Annotated in this window: 10 protein-coding genes; 4 read left to right on the top strand and 6 right to left on the bottom strand. The window is 64.4% G+C overall.

From position 1 onward, the window contains the following. The first annotated feature begins 32 nt into the window (after window positions 1–32). Both HNQ36_RS23445 and HNQ36_RS23440 read left to right on the top strand, forming a co-directional pair. Window positions 33–1,634: a phytoene desaturase family protein gene (locus HNQ36_RS23445; RefSeq protein ID WP_184089654.1), complete on the top strand. Its 1,602-nt coding sequence runs from the start codon at window positions 33–35 to the stop codon at window positions 1,632–1,634. 172 nt (window positions 1,635–1,806) lie between these two features. Beyond that, entirely contained in the window at window positions 1,807–2,742 is a 936-nt protein-coding gene (locus HNQ36_RS23440; protein WP_184089651.1) for a 50S ribosomal protein L11 methyltransferase, read from the top strand. A 20-nt stretch (window positions 2,743–2,762) separates the two neighbouring features. Here HNQ36_RS23440 and HNQ36_RS23435 read toward each other — a convergent pair whose 3' ends face one another. Continuing rightward, a complete protein-coding gene (locus HNQ36_RS23435) occupies window positions 2,763–2,948 on the bottom strand; it encodes a hypothetical protein (RefSeq protein ID WP_046827277.1) in 186 nt (61 codons plus the stop codon). A 319-nt stretch (window positions 2,949–3,267) separates the two neighbouring features. On the opposite strand from HNQ36_RS23435, the gene HNQ36_RS23430 reads away from it, so the two are divergent. Further along, complete coding sequence (locus HNQ36_RS23430; RefSeq protein WP_184089648.1) at window positions 3,268–5,103, top strand: aminopeptidase P family protein; 1,836 nt, start codon at window positions 3,268–3,270, stop codon at window positions 5,101–5,103. A 45-nt stretch (window positions 5,104–5,148) separates the two neighbouring features. Next, window positions 5,149–6,429, top strand: coding sequence for a Bcr/CflA family efflux MFS transporter (locus tag HNQ36_RS23425; protein WP_184089644.1), 1,281 nt, complete (start codon window positions 5,149–5,151; stop codon window positions 6,427–6,429). Window positions 6,430–6,445: 16 nt separating this feature from the next. On the opposite strand, the gene ligA is transcribed toward HNQ36_RS23425, so the two are convergent. From ligA to ftsZ, 5 genes are all read right to left on the bottom strand, one after another. Next, window positions 6,446–8,605, bottom strand: coding sequence for an NAD-dependent DNA ligase LigA (gene ligA / locus HNQ36_RS23420; RefSeq protein WP_184089641.1), 2,160 nt, complete (start codon window positions 8,603–8,605; stop codon window positions 6,446–6,448). 10 nt (window positions 8,606–8,615) lie between these two features. Further along, a complete protein-coding gene (recN, locus tag HNQ36_RS23415; protein WP_184089638.1) occupies window positions 8,616–10,289 on the bottom strand; it encodes a DNA repair protein RecN in 1,674 nt (557 codons plus the stop codon). A 27-nt stretch (window positions 10,290–10,316) separates the two neighbouring features. Next, on the bottom strand, window positions 10,317–11,210 hold the full coding sequence (locus HNQ36_RS23410; protein WP_184089633.1) for an outer membrane protein assembly factor BamD: 894 nt from the start codon (window positions 11,208–11,210) through the stop codon (window positions 10,317–10,319). A 251-nt stretch (window positions 11,211–11,461) separates the two neighbouring features. Then, a complete protein-coding gene (gene lpxC / locus HNQ36_RS23405; RefSeq protein ID WP_184089630.1) occupies window positions 11,462–12,418 on the bottom strand; it encodes a UDP-3-O-acyl-N-acetylglucosamine deacetylase in 957 nt (318 codons plus the stop codon). Window positions 12,419–12,779: 361 nt separating this feature from the next. After that, window positions 12,780–14,540, bottom strand: coding sequence for a cell division protein FtsZ (gene ftsZ, locus HNQ36_RS23400; protein WP_184089627.1), 1,761 nt, complete (start codon window positions 14,538–14,540; stop codon window positions 12,780–12,782). Window positions 14,541–14,624: the final 84 nt, after the last annotated feature.

The following is a 14,624-nucleotide window of genomic DNA, read 5'->3' as shown; positions in this document are numbered from 1 at the left end:
ACTCCCGCGCTAGCCAAGATTATGACTGGGCCATGTCTGATTACGATGCACTCATCATTGGAGCGGGCCATAACGGCCTGACCTGCGCGGCCTATCTCGCGATGAACGGGCTGCGCGTGAAGGTGGTTGACCGCCGCAAGGTGGTCGGTGGCGCAGCGGTGACCGAGGAGTTTCATCCCGGGTTTCGCAACTCGGTTGCCGCCTACACGGTGAGCCTGCTCAACCCGAAGGTCATCGCGGATCTCGGCCTGCACCACCACGGCCTGCGGATCGTGGAACGCCGCGCGCAGAACTTCCTGCCCGCACCGGATGGCCGCTACCTGTTGACCGGTGATGGCCGGACGCATCAGTCGATCGCAAAATTCAGCGAACGCGACGCGCTGCGGATCGACGATTTCAACCACGAATTGGAAACCATCGCCGATGTGCTGCGCAAATTCGTGCTGCGTGCGCCGCCGGACCTAGTCGAAGGGTTTGGCCTTCACGCCATGCGTGAGGCGTTCAACGCGCTGACCAGCGCCAATATCCTGCGCGGGCTGACGCTGGAAAACCAGCGCACCCTGCTCGACCTGTTCACGCGGTCCGCCGGCGACATGCTCGACGACGTCTTTGAAAGCGATCTGGTCAAGGCGCTATTCGGGTTCGATGCCGTCGTCGGCAATTACGCCAGCCCCTACGCGGCAGGTTCGGCCTACGTCATGCTGCATCACGCCTTCGGCGAAGTGAACGGCCGGAAGGGGCTGTGGGGCCACGCCATCGGCGGCATGGGTGCGATCACGCAGGCGATGGCGGCATCGGCCCGTGGCCATGGCGCAGAGATCGAGACGGACGCTGGTGTGCGCGAAGTCATTGTCGAGGGTGACCGCGCCGTTGGAGTGGTCCTCGACAATGGCAAGACGGTGCGCGCGCGCTATGTCGCCTCCAGCGTCAATCCGAAGCTTCTGTATACCCGGCTGATCCCGGCGGACGCACTGCCGAAACCCTTCCTCGACCGCATCACGACATGGCGCAACGGGTCCGGCACCTTCCGGATGAACGTCGCGCTGGGCGCGTTGCCGTCATTCAAGGCGCTGCCCGGCGAAGGCGATCATCTCACTGCCGGGATCATCCTTGCGCCGAGCCTCGGCTACATGGACCGCGCCTGGCTCGATGCCCGCCAGCAGGGCTGGAGCCGCGAACCGGTGATCGAGGTCCTGATCCCCTCCACCCTCGACGGCTCGCTGGCGCCGTCGGGCAAGCATGTCGCCAGTCTGTTCTGCCAGCACGTCGCGCCGCAGCTGCCGGACGGCCGATCCTGGGACGATCACCGCGACGAAGTCGCCGACCTGATGATCGCGACCGTGGATCGCTATGCGCCCGGATTTGCCCGCAGCGTCATCGAACGGCAGGTGCTGTCGCCGCTCGATCTCGAACGCGATTTCGGACTGCTCGGCGGCGACATCTTCCATGGTGCGCTGTCGCTCAACCAGCTGTTTTCCGCGCGCCCGATGCTGGGCCATGCGGGGTATCGCGGGCCGCTCAAGGGGCTCTACCACTGCGGGTCCGGCGCGCATCCTGGCGGCGGCGTGACCGGTGCCCCGGGGCACAATGCGGCGCAGGTGATCCTCAAGGACCACCGGGGAATCTTCACCTGAACCGAAAGCAAAACTGCCGCGAACGGCTGTTGAGAAGCTGTGGATAACCCTGTGAATAAGCTGTGAATTTCCGGCCCGTTAAAGTTTCAGTAGGATGTGGAAAACCCCGGTTAACAAACTGTGAAGAACTGCCGCTAACCCGGTCAGTAACCTGTGGACAGGCTGTGGGGAAATGGGCGATGCAGTCAGCGATTTCAGCCATTTGGACCGCCCCGTGAATTCATTGCCCCCCTCGCCCGCGACCCAGGCCACCTTCGCCATCGGCGACGAGCGTACGGCCAGCCGCGTTGTGGATATCATCACCGAGAGCTATCCCAGCCACGACCTGGCGATTGCCGCCTTCGAGGCGGCCGGCGGCCGCTGGGATGTCACCATGCATTTCGCCGAGGCCCCGGACGAGGATGTCATCCGTGCGCTGGTGACCGACACGGCGGGGGAAGCAGCGGCGAAGTCCATCGTCTTCAGCAAGGTCGAAACCAAGGACTGGGTGAAGGCGAGCCTCGCGGATCTGGTCCCGGTCAGCGCCGGACGTTTCGTCGTCCACGGCAGCCACGACCGCGACCGGGTGCCGGTCAATAAACTTGGAATCGAGATCGAGGCCGCGCTGGCATTCGGCACCGGCCACCACGGCACCACCCGCGGCTGCTTGCTGCTGCTCGATCAGGTGCTGCACCAGCGCACGCCCAAACGCATCCTCGACCTCGGCTCAGGGACCGGCGTCCTCGCCATCGCCGCCGCCAAGGCGCTGCGGCGGCGCGTGCTGGCGAGCGACATCGATCCACGCTCAGTGATCGTGGCGCGCGAGAATGCGCATCTCAATGGCGTCGGAAATCTGATCCAGGCTGTCCATGCGACCGGGTTTCAGTCGCCGCATTTTGCCGCCAACGGCCCGTTCGGCCTGGTGCTGGCGAACATCCTCGCCAATCCTCTGCGGCAGCTTGCGCCCGCGCTGGCGGCGCACCTGGCTCCGCAGGGTTTTGTCATCTTGTCGGGATTGCTGCCGCATCAAGCGAGCAGCGTGGTTGCCGCCTATAGCGGCGCGGGGCTGAAGCTGCTCAAGCGAATCCAGATCGAGAACTGGAGCAGCCTCTTGATGCAACGGCGCTAGATCGCGCGCTTCTCTCGGGCTTACTCCCGTTTCATCCGATGGGGTGTGATGTCGGACCTCGCACGCCGCGCTTCACGCTGCAGCCGGCTTTCCGTCAGACGGTCGATCATCTGGACGATGACGCCGCGCGGCTCCTTGATCGTCACCGCCGGGATATTGCCCTGATGCGCCGGCGGCGAGATCTTCTCAAACATAAAAGCTGGCATGCCCTATCCCCTCGTCGTTGAGTTGAAAAACACACCCCTCCGCGTTTCCGCGAGGTCCATTCCGTTCAAGCATCGTTGCTCTCAAATGGTTCCTCAGAATAGCCTTCCAGAGCGCGATCAGCAAAAGTGGCACCCGGTTTTGCGTCCGATCGCGCTCCCTTTTAGAGTGGCGCATGACCTGATCGCCAAACCGCTCACACTTTGGCGGGTCATGCGCAGGCAGTGATTACAAAGCACGGATCGTGCCATTCCGAATTGGCGCGGCCCCATTCCGGCCCCGCCGATTGCCGCCACACCCCCCGCCTCTTAAGGTTGACCGATGTTCGAAGCCCAGTTCCAGACATTCGAAGAACCCGAAGGCGGCGTGGCGCTGACCGCGCGGCTGTCGGCCTTCCGTGAGGAATTGCTGCGCCGGCAGCTCACGGGCTTCGTGATTCCCCGCGCCGACAGTCAGCAAAACGAATATGTGCCGCCTAGCGACGAGCGGCTGGCGTGGCTGACGGGATTTACAGGTTCCGCAGGATTGGCGGTGGTTCTGACCGGGAAAGCGGCCGTGTTCGTGGACGGACGGTACACCCTGCAGGCCGCCAAGCAGGTCGATACGACCGCCTGGAGCGTCGAATCCCTGATCGAACCGCCGCCGGAAACCTGGCTGACCGCGCATCTCGCGCGGGGCGACCGCCTCGGATTTGATCCCTGGCTGCACACTTCGGCGGCAGCGGAGCGCCTCGCCAAAGCCTGCGAAAAGGCCGGCGCGGAGCTGGTCGCGGTGGACAGCAATCCGGTCGATGCGATCTGGACGGATCGCCCGACCCCGCCGCTCGGAGCGGTGAAAGTTCACTCGGCGCAATTCGCTGGCGAGAGTGAGGGCGACAAACTCGCGCGGATCCGTACGGAGATCGCCAGGCTAGCCGTCGATGCGCTGGTGCTGTCCGACTCTCACGCGGTGGCGTGGACCTTCAACATCCGCGGCGCGGATGTCGCGCATACGCCGCTGCCGTTATCCTATGCGCTGGTCCCGAAAGAAGGCCGCGCCACGATCTTCATCGATCACCGCAAGCTCTCGAACAGTGCGCGCGATCATCTCGAAAAGAATGCGAGCGTCGAAGAGCCGGAAGCGCTGATGCCGCGGCTTGCCGAACTGGCGCAGACCAAGGCGGCCATCGGCCTCGACACCGCCACCGCCGCCGATGCGCTCAGCCGGTTAATCAGCGCTGAAGGCGGCAAGCCGGTGCGCGTGTCGGATCCGGTCGCGATGCTCAAGGCGGTCAAGAACCCCGCCGAGATCGCCGGCACCCGCGCGGCGCACAAGCGCGACGGCGCGGCGCTGGCGAAGTTTCTGGCGTGGATCGATCAGGAAGCACCGTCCGGCAAGCTCACCGAGATCGACGCTGTCGAAGCGCTGGAAACCTTCCGCCGCGAGACCGGCGCGCTGAAGGACGTGTCCTTCCCCACCATTTCCGGCACTGGCCCGAACGGCGCCATCGTGCACTATCGGGTCACCCGCAAATCCAACCGCCGCATCGCACCGGGCGACCTGCTGCTGATCGATTCCGGCGCGCAATACGAAGACGGCACCACCGACGTCACACGCACCATTGCCATCGGCGAACCGACGGACGAAATGCGCGACCGCTTCACCCGTGTGCTGCGCGGACACATCGCCATCGCCCGCGCGGTGTTTCCCGACGGCGTCAGCGGCGCGCAGATCGATGCTTTCGCGCGGCAATTCCTCTGGCACGCCGGCATCGACTTCGATCACGGCACCGGCCACGGCGTCGGCAGCTATCTGTCGGTCCATGAAGGCCCTGCGCGAATTTCCAAGCTCGGCACCACGCCGCTGAAACGCGGCATGATCCTGTCCAACGAGCCCGGCTACTACAAGGCCAACGCCTTCGGCATCCGCATCGAGAATCTCGAACTGGTGGTCGAGGCGAAGATCGATGGCGCGGAAAAGCCGATGAACGCGTTTGAGACCCTGACGCTCGCGCCGATCGACCGGCGGCTGATTGACGCCGACCGGATCAGCAAGCAGGAACTGCGCTGGCTCAACGCCTATCACGCGCGGGTGCGCGACGAGATTCGCCCGCTCGTCGATGAAGCGACGAAAGTCTGGCTCGATGCGGCGACGGAGCCGATGACTCACACGAGATGACGACTGGGCTGCGCGCTGACTAATAGAAAAAAGAATCCGGATAACGTGACTGAAGAAAAAATAGAGATCGCAGCCGCGAAAGTTGCGACGCCCGCACCTTGGAAAATCCTGCTGCTGCTCGTGGCGATGAACGGCATCGCGCCGATCTCGCTCTACATTCTGGTCCCGGCTCTTCCGATCCTTGCGACGACGTTTGCTAGCGATGTCTCCGCCGTGCAGCTCAACGTCTCGCTGTTCATGGTCGGGTTGGCAATGTCACAGCTGGTGACAGGCCCATTATCCGATCGTTTCGGGCGGCGCCCCGTGCTGCTTGCGGGACTGGGCCTGATGGTGGCAGCGACCATCGTCTGCATTTTCGCGCAGACACTGCCGCAACTGATCGCCGGGCGCTTTCTGCAAGCCGTCGGCGGCGCGACGGGCATGGTGATGAGCCGCGCCGTCATCCGCGACCTCTACCCGCGCGAACGCGTCGGCGGCATGATCAGCCTCGTGATCGGCGTGATGATGATCGCGCAATTGATCAGCCCCCTGATCGGCGGCCTTCTGGAAACCAGTTTCGGCTGGCGCTCGATCTTCTACGCCATGGCGGGAGCATCGATCTTCGTCACGGTGATCATCGCGTTCGGGCTTCCGGAAACCCGCCGCCTTGCCGCGGACGGCGATAGCGTCGGTTTCATCAAGGACTCACGCAGCCTGCTCACGAGCAGGGCGTATATCGGATACGCGCTGTGCCAAGTGCTTGCCTCGTCGATCATCTTCACGTTCGCGGGCGGCGGTCCCTATCTCGTCGTCAGCCAGATGGGCCGGACCACCGCAGAATATGGCGCGTGGTTCGCAGTCACCGGATTCGCATTCCTGATCGGAAACCTGAGCAGCGCCCGCGTATCTCAACGTTACGCGCTCGACCAGTTGATCTGGTTCGGCCTCGCCATCCAGATCGGCGGCGCATTGCTGAACGTGCTCTGGGCTGCGATGGGATTCGATCAAACGCCGGTCTGGCTGTTCGGAACGCAGATGCTGGTGATGTTCGCCAACGCGTTCGTGATGTCCCATTCGGCCGCGGGCGCCATCAGTGTGAGGCCGCTGGCGGCGGGTACGGCGTCCGGGCTGATGGGCTTCGTTCAGATGGGTTTCGGCTCACTGTGCTCACAGTTCGGCGCGTATCTGGGCGGCAACTTCCGGAGCACGCTCCCGCTCACGATCTGCATCGTCGCGCTGTCGCTCGCCTGCGCGGCGACGATGATCTTTCTGACCCCCCGGCAGCGCAAGGTCCTGACTGCTGACGTGAAACGCAAGGCCGACGAAGAAGACACGGGATTGCTTTGAGGACGCCGCGCGGCGATTACGCTCCGCTGACCAGCGCCAGCCACTCGTCCTCGGTCAGCACCTTGACGCCGAGCTTGTTCGCCTCGGCGAGCTTCGAGCCCGCGCCCGGCCCCGCGACCACATAGTCGGTTTTCTTCGACACCGATCCCGACGCCTTCGCGCCGAGACGTTCGGCGGTGGCCTTGGCCTCGTCGCGGGTGAATTTTTCCAGCGAGCCGGTGAAGACCACGATCTTGCCGGCGATCGGCGAGTCGGTCTTGGCCTTTTCCGCGGGCTGGACCTCGATCTCGCCGAGCAGATCGTCCACCGCCTTGACGCTGTGCGGTTCGGCGAAGAACTCGACAAGCGCGTTGGCGACAACCGTGCCGACACCTTCGATCCCATTGAGATCCTGATAGGCCTCGGACTGCGGCCCCTCGCCCGCCGCGATCATCGCCGCGCGGAAGGCTTCCACCGTTCCGTAGTGCCGCGCCAGCAGCTTGGCGTTACCCTCGCCGACATGGCGGATGCCGAGCCCAAAAACAAGCCGATGCAGAGCGATAGTCCGCCGGGCATCGATGGCCGCGAACAGGTTGCGCACCGACGTCGCGCCAAAACCCTCGCGATCCGCGAGCTTCTTCTGCGACCGCCCATCGCGCTTCTGCAGTGTGAAGATATCGGCGGGCGACATAATCAGACTGTCGGTAAAGAACTCCTCGATCTGCTTGTCGCCGAGCCCGTCGATGTCGAACGCGTTGCGCGCGACGAAATGCTTCAGCCGTTCCTTCGCCTGCGCCGGACAGGCCAGCGAGTTGGTGCAGCGGCGGACAGAATCCGGCCTGCCGGTTTTGGGATCTTCCTCCCGCACCGCATGGCTGCCGCAGGCCGGGCATACCGTTGGAAATTGATACGGCTTCGCGGTCTTCGGGCGCTTATCGAGGACGACACTCACAATCTGTGGGATGACGTCGCCCGCGCGCTGGATCACCACCGTGTCGCCGATGCGAATATCGACGCCGTCGCGGATCGGCTGGCCGTCGTTGCCGATGCCCTTGATGTAGTCCTCGTTGTGCAGCGTCGCGTTCTGCACCACGACGCCGCCCACCGTAACGGGCGCAAGCTTCGCCACGGGCGTCAGCGCCCCGGTGCGGCCGACCTGGATCTCGATATCGTTGAGAACCGTGGTCGCCTGCTCGGCGGCGAACTTGTGCGCGATGGCCCAGCGCGGCGTGCGGGTGATGAAGCCGAGCCGCTCCTGCCAATCGAGCCGGTCGACTTTGTAGACCACGCCGTCGATGTCGTATCCGAGTGAGGCTCGCTTGGTTTCGATCTTACGATAGAACTTCAACAGCCCTTCCACGTCTTCGCACAGCGTGACCAACGGATTGGTGACGAAACCCGCCTTGCCGATCCATTCGATCATCTCGTGCTGGGTCTTCGCCGGCATCGCGCTCATTTCGCCCCAGGCATAGGCAAAGAACTTCAGCGGCCGCGAGGCCGTGATCGACGCATCTTTCTGGCGCAGGGAGCCGGCCGCGGAATTGCGCGGATTGGCGAACACGGTGTCTTCGGCTTCCGCTTGTCGCTTGTTAAGCGCAAGGAAATCCTTCTTCAGCATGTAGACTTCGCCGCGGATTTCGCAGACGGCCGGAATGTTGCGGCCTTTCAGCTTGTGCGGGATGTCCGACATGGTCCGCACGTTCGCGGTCACGTCCTCGCCGGTAAATCCATCGCCGCGCGTCGCGCCGCGCACCAGTTCACCGTCCTCGTAGCGCAGCGACAGCGAAAGCCCGTCGATCTTCGGCTCGGCGACGATCGCCGGAATCTCATCTTCACCGAGCTTGAGGAAACGCCGCACGCGATCGACGAAATCGGTGATGTCCTCGTCGCTGAACGCATTTCCCAGCGACAACATCGGAACGCTATGCGGCACCTTGGCGAAACGGCCCGACGGCGCAGCGCCCACTTTCTGCGACGGCGAGTCCCGCGTGACGAGACCCGGAAACCGCACCTCGATGGCGTCACTGCGCTGGCGCAAGGCATCGTAATCGGCGTCCGAAATGGTCGGCGCGTCGTTCTGGTAATAGCGCTCGTTATGACGCTCGATCTCAAGCGCAAGACGCACCAGTTCGACCTTGGCCTGCGTCTCGGTCAGCTTGTCGACGGCAACGGGGGCTTTTTTTGCTTTCACGGCCATGACAGCGAACTCACGCGGTCGCAGCTTTGAGCAGTCGTTCCGCCGCCGCGCGCGCCTCGGCGGTGATCTCCGCGCCGGCCAGCATCCGCGCGATTTCTTCGCGGCGGTGATCCTTGGCCAGCGTCGCCACGCTTGTGGCCACGCGCTTGCCCTTGTCGAGTGCGTCCTTGGAAATCAGCAAGTGCTGGTCCGCGCGCGCCGCCACCTGCGGCGCATGGGTCACGGCCATCACCTGAACCTTCTCGGCCAACCGCGCCAGCCGCGCGCCGATGGCGTCGGCCACAGCACCGCCCACACCGGTGTCGATTTCATCGAACACCAGCGTCGGCGCAGAGCCGCGATCCGACAGCACGACCTTCAGCGCCAGCAGGAACCGTGACAGTTCGCCGCCGGACGCGACTTTCATCAGCGGGCCTGGCTTGGTGCCTGGATTTGTCTGCACCCAGAATTCGACGCGGTCGAAGCCCTGCGGCCCCGGCGATGCGGGATCGGATTCAATCTGCGTGGAGAACTTCGCGCGGTCCAGCTTGAGCGGACCAAGCTCGGCGTTGACCGCCTTGTTGAGCTTCTCGGCCGACTTGTTGCGCGCAGCGGAAAGCTTCTGCGCGGCAGCGTCGTAAGCCTGGTCGGCAGCGGCGGCCGCCTTTTCCAGAACCTTCAGCTGGTTCGCACCCGCGTCGATCAGCGCGACGTCCGAGGCATAGCGCTGCGCCAGCGCCGCCAGTGCATCGACCGGCGTCGAGTATTTCCGCGCCGCACCTCGGAGCGCAAACAGCCGTTCCTCGATGCGCTCGAGTTCGAGCGGATCGAAGTCGGCGGCAATGAGCGCTGCATTGAGGTGCTGGTCGGCCTCTTCGAGCGCGTTGATCGCGGCGTCCATCGCCTTCACCGCAGGCTCGATCAGCGACGGCGCGCTGCCCGCGCGGCGCTCCAGCCGGCGTACGGCGGCGGCGAGTGCGGACACCGGCGACTGCGGGCCGCCGACCGCGGCCTGCGCCTCGCGCAGATCCTCCGCGACCTTCTCGCCCTGCATCATCACGGTGCGGCGTTCCGCCAGCGAGGTCTCCTCGCCTTCCTGCGGATTGAGCTTCTTCAATTCCTCGGAGGCGTGGCGCAGATAGTCGGCCTCGCGCGCGGCACGCTCCATCCCGGCGCGATGCTCATCGAGTGCGGCGCGGGCGGTGCGGCGCGCATCCCACAGGGCCTCGACCGCGCTGACGTCCTTCTCAAGCGAAGCGAATGCATCGAGTAGCCGCCGGTGCGTAGCGGTGTCCACCAGCGCGCGCTCGTCGTGCTGGCCGTGGATTTCCACCAGCGTCGTGCCGACCGCTTTCAGGGTCTGCACGCTGATCGCCTGATCGTTGAGGAATGCGCGGGTGCGCCCGTCGGCAAGCTGCACGCGGCGCAGAATCATCTCGCCGGTATCGTCGAGGCCATTCTCGCGCAGAATGGCGCTGGCGGGATGCTTCTTCGGCACATCGAACACGGCCGTGACCTGCCCCTGTTCCGCACCATGGCGAACCAGACTTGCATCGCCGCGTCCGCCGAGAGCGAGCGCGAACGCGTCCAGCAGGATGGATTTGCCCGCACCGGTTTCGCCGGTGAGGACAGCAAGGCCTTTGAGGAAATCGATATCGAGCCGCTCGATCAGGACGATGTCGCGGATCGAAAGCCGGGCCAGCATGCGGGGTTAGTCCTGAGGCGTTCGAAGTTAGCCGAGGCCGACCTTCTTGAACGCCCGGGTCATCCAGGAATCCTTGTTGGCGGTCGGCTCGAGTCCGCCGGACTTTACAAGACTGTAGGCGTCTTTGTACCAGCGACTGTCAGGAAAGTTGTGGCCAAGCACAGCGGCGGCGGTCTGGGCCTCGCCGACGATGCCGATCGCCATATAGGCCTCGGTGAGACGGGCCAGCGCTTCTTCGACGTGGCGCGTGGTCTGGTACTGCGTCACCACCACCTTGAAGCGGTTGATGGCGGCCGTGTAGTCCTTCTTGTCCATGTACCAGCGGCCGACGGTCATCTCCTTGCCGGCGAGCTGGTCGCGGGCGGCCTCGATCTTCCGCTTGGCGCTGGTGGCGTATTCCGAGGTCGGATACTTGCGGATCACTTCCTCAAGCGCGGCAATGGACTTTTCGGTGCGGCCCTGGTCGCGCGACACGTCGGGAATCTGGTCGAAATTCGAGGCCGCGATCAGATACTGCGCATAGGCGGCGTCCGGGCTGCCGGGATGCAACGCGACGTAGCGGTTGGCGGAGGAAATGCACTCGTCGTAATCGCCATTCTCGTAAGCCGCATAGGCCGACATCAGCAGCGATTTGCGCGCCCATTCGGAATATGGATGCTGGCGATCCACTTCCTCGAACTTCTTCATCGCCGACTTGCGGTCGCCCTTCTTGTTCATCAGGTACAAGCCCTCGTTGTAGAGCTTGTCCGCCGGCTCATCGACGAAGGTTTCTTCCTTGGCGAAATACTTGTCCCAGATCGCGCCGGTGCCGCAACCGCTGAGCGGCACAGTCAGGACGATCAGCCCGAACGCAAGGCGCGCCTGACGGCCGATGCGGCTCATGAGGGACGGGTCGGAAGTGTTGCGCAGTTCGAGCGTCATACGTTTAAGCCGACCTGAGTGTGAAATCCCGACACGGGTTGGGTTGCTGACACGCCTGCTGCCGTCATCGCGGCACGAACAATCCCGAGGCTCGTCCAGCGCGCCTATGTAACTGAAAAACGGACCTTAACCAACCGGATAGGCGGACAATTCGCCGGGATTAAGGCGGATTGCCGCGGTCCAACAATGCCTTGGTTTCGCGACGAATTGGTTAAACCGGGAGTTCCGGAAAGCCCGCGAGCGGCGAGCGCTCAGGATACGTCCGGCGCGAAGGCCGCGGCGACCATGCCGCCAGCGACATCGGCGTGGCCGCGTGCGCGGCGGGCTACAACCGGGCGTTCGAGCACCGGTTCGGTGGCTTCCACCACCCGCCAGGCATGGCGGTCGGCCATCAGGGCGGTGAGCACGGCATGGTTGAGCTTGTGGCCGCCCCGCACCGAACGATAGAGACCGATCAGCGGCAGACCGGCCAGCGCCAGATCGCCCACCACGTCGAGCACCTTGTGGCGGACGCATTCGTCGGCGTAGCGCAGGCCTTCGGTGTTCAGGACGCGGGTTTCGTCGAACACCACGGAATTCTCAAGCGATGCGCCGAGCGCGTAACCGGCGCTCCAGAGCTTGGTGACATCGCCCATGCAGCCGAAGGTGCGGGCGCGGGAGATGTCGCGGCGGAAGCTGTCGGCGTCGAGGTCGAACGCGTAAGCCTGACGGCCGATCGGCGAATTGGCGAAATCGATTTCGAGTTCAGCGCGGAAACCGCCGGCATACGGGCGAAGTTCGCCGAACGATTCGCCGAGTTCGACCTGCACCGGCTTCAGAACTTCAATGAAACGGCGGGCGGCGTTCTGCTGCACGATACCGGCGCGATCGATCGCATCCACGAAGGGAGCGGCGCTGCCGTCCATGATCGGCACTTCGGGTCCATCGACTTCGATGGTGGCGTTATCGACGCCCATGCCGCGCAGCGCGGCCAGAACGTGTTCCGCGGTGGAAACGAACGCACCCTGATGGTCGCCCAGGACGGTTGCAAAATCGGTGGCGATGACGGAGGCCGCGATGGCGGCAACTTCACGATCGGCGCGGGTGAAGACAAAGCCCGAATTGATGTCGGCTGGTCCGATCGTGACGCTGACCGGAGTTCCAGAATGAACGCCGATGCCCGTCACGGTGACTTGCGACCGGAGCGTTGTCTGCCGACTCGATTTCATTCCCGATTGCCCAAAGTTTTAGTCATCCCAAGTCGCTGTAACCGAACTGGTTTCGCCTGTTGAGCCGGCGGTGCGACCAAGGATCATCCCCAAAGTGCGAGAACCTTAACCCCTGCACGCGGGAGCGCTACTCACGGTTGTTTACAGATTGTTACCCCAAACTCGCCGCATTCGCGCCGCCGGTCTGGCCCATTTAGTCGGCCGCCGGCACCTTCCAGACGGTCTGAGGGCCACCGCAACTTGCAGATTTTACCAGCAAAAACAAATATTTAATTTACGAACTCCGTCAGGACGCTGGTTGTCAGCAAAATGCCCCGGCTTTTGGCCGGGGCATTGGAGCATTCAGGGATTGTAACAAACCTCAGGTGGCCTGACGTCGCAAAAAGGCGGGGATATCCAGATGGTCCTCGCCACCGTTCTGGGGCGCGACCGGAGCCGGACGGCCGTGCGAATCAAGACCCTGAGGCGCCGGACGGCGGGCGTACTCGGATACCGGGCCACCAGCACCACCGAACTCGGCGGGAACCGGTCGTTGCGGCTTGCGCTCAGGCAGCGGTGGCATCGTCGGCATCGCCGGACCGGAGGCGCGCGCTGCAATCGGCGGTTCGCTTTCCTCGTCGCGGCGGCCGAGGCCGACATTGGCCAGACGCTGCAACAGCGAGGCGCGCTTCTGCGGTGGATGCTCCTCGGCGGTTTCGCCGCGGGCCTGCCGGATCTGATTCTGGGCAGGCACCGGCAATTCCTCGAACTGCGGCATGCGCGGCGCACGAAGCGGCATGCGTTCGGCAGGCTGTGGAATGAAGGATGCCGGCGGAGCGGCTTCCTGCAGGTTCATCGGCTCCTCGTGATCCGGGAACAGCGACGGCTTCGGCGGGATCGGACGCACGCTGACGTCGCCATAGGCGGCGGGCTGCATCGGAACCGGGGTCGACGGCGACACGGCTTCGGCGATCGCCGCAAGCGCGGCGCGATCGATCTGGTCGGCGGTGGCGCGCACAGGCGCCGGCGCGGCAGTGGTCGCAGCCTGCTTCTGCTGCTGTGCCCGCTCTGCCATGCGCTGGTTGTCAGCGCGCAGACGTGCGGTCAGTTCGGCGAGGCGGCTTTCCGGCGCTCCGCCGCTGGTGACCTGCGGAGGAGTCGTCGCGCGGCTGGCGGCCACGGTATCGATGCCGGTGGCGACCACCGACACGCGGATAACGCCATCGAGACTCTCGTCGAACGTTGCGCCGACGATGATGTTGGCGTCGTTGTCGACCTCTTCACGAATACGGGTGGCGGCTTCGTCAACTTCGAACAACGTGAGGTCCTTGCCGCCGGTGATCGAGATCAGCAGGCCGCGTGCACCGCGCATCGACGAATCGTCGATCAGCGGGTTGGCGATCGCAGCTTCCGCCGCGGTCAGTGCACGCTTCTCGCCGGTGGCTTCACCGGTACCCATCATCGCCTTGCCCATTTCGCGCATCACGGCGCGGACGTCGGCGAAGTCGAGGTTGATGAGACCTTCCTTGACCATCAGGTCGGTGATGCAGGCAACGCCCGAGTAGAGCACCTGGTCGGCCATCGCGAAGGCGTCTGCGAACGTGGTCTTCTCGTTGGCGACGCGGAACAGGTTCTGGTTCGGGATGATCAGCAGCGTGTCGACCACCTTCTGGAGCTCGGCAATGCCGGCCTCCGCGGTGCGCATGCGGCGCTGGCCTTCGAAGTGGAACGGCTTGGTGACGACGCCGACGGTGAGGATGCCCATCTCACGCGCGGTCGCGGCGATCACGGGGCCTGCGCCGGTGCCGGTGCCGCCGCCCATGCCCGCGGTGACGAACACCATGTTCGCGCCGGAGAGATGGTCCTTGATCTCATCGATCACTTCCTGGGCAGCTGCGGCGCCCACGTCCGGCTGCGAACCGGCGCCGAGACCCTGGGTGACCTGGGTGCCCATCTGCACGATGCGTTCGGCCTTGGACATGGTCAGGGCCTGCGCGTCGGTGTTGGCGACGACGAAATCGACGCCCTGCAAACCGGCGGTGATCATGTTGTTGACGGCATTGCCGCCCGCGCCGCCGACGCCGAACACTGTGATACGGGGCCTCAGCTCGCGAACATCCGGGGGTGTGAGATTGATGGTCATGGTTGCCTCTCGATTATGCGCGCGCGTGGGGGCTTAGGCTGCACGCCAAAGCGGTTGATGGAATGGTCCGATCCGGTGTTGAGA

The sequence above is a fragment of the Afipia massiliensis genome (assembly GCF_014203115.1).
GTDB classification, from domain to species: Bacteria; Pseudomonadota; Alphaproteobacteria; order Rhizobiales; family Xanthobacteraceae; genus Afipia; species Afipia massiliensis.
Note: the sequence above shows the minus strand (reverse complement) of the source record. Positions and strands in the feature narration are given on the sequence as shown.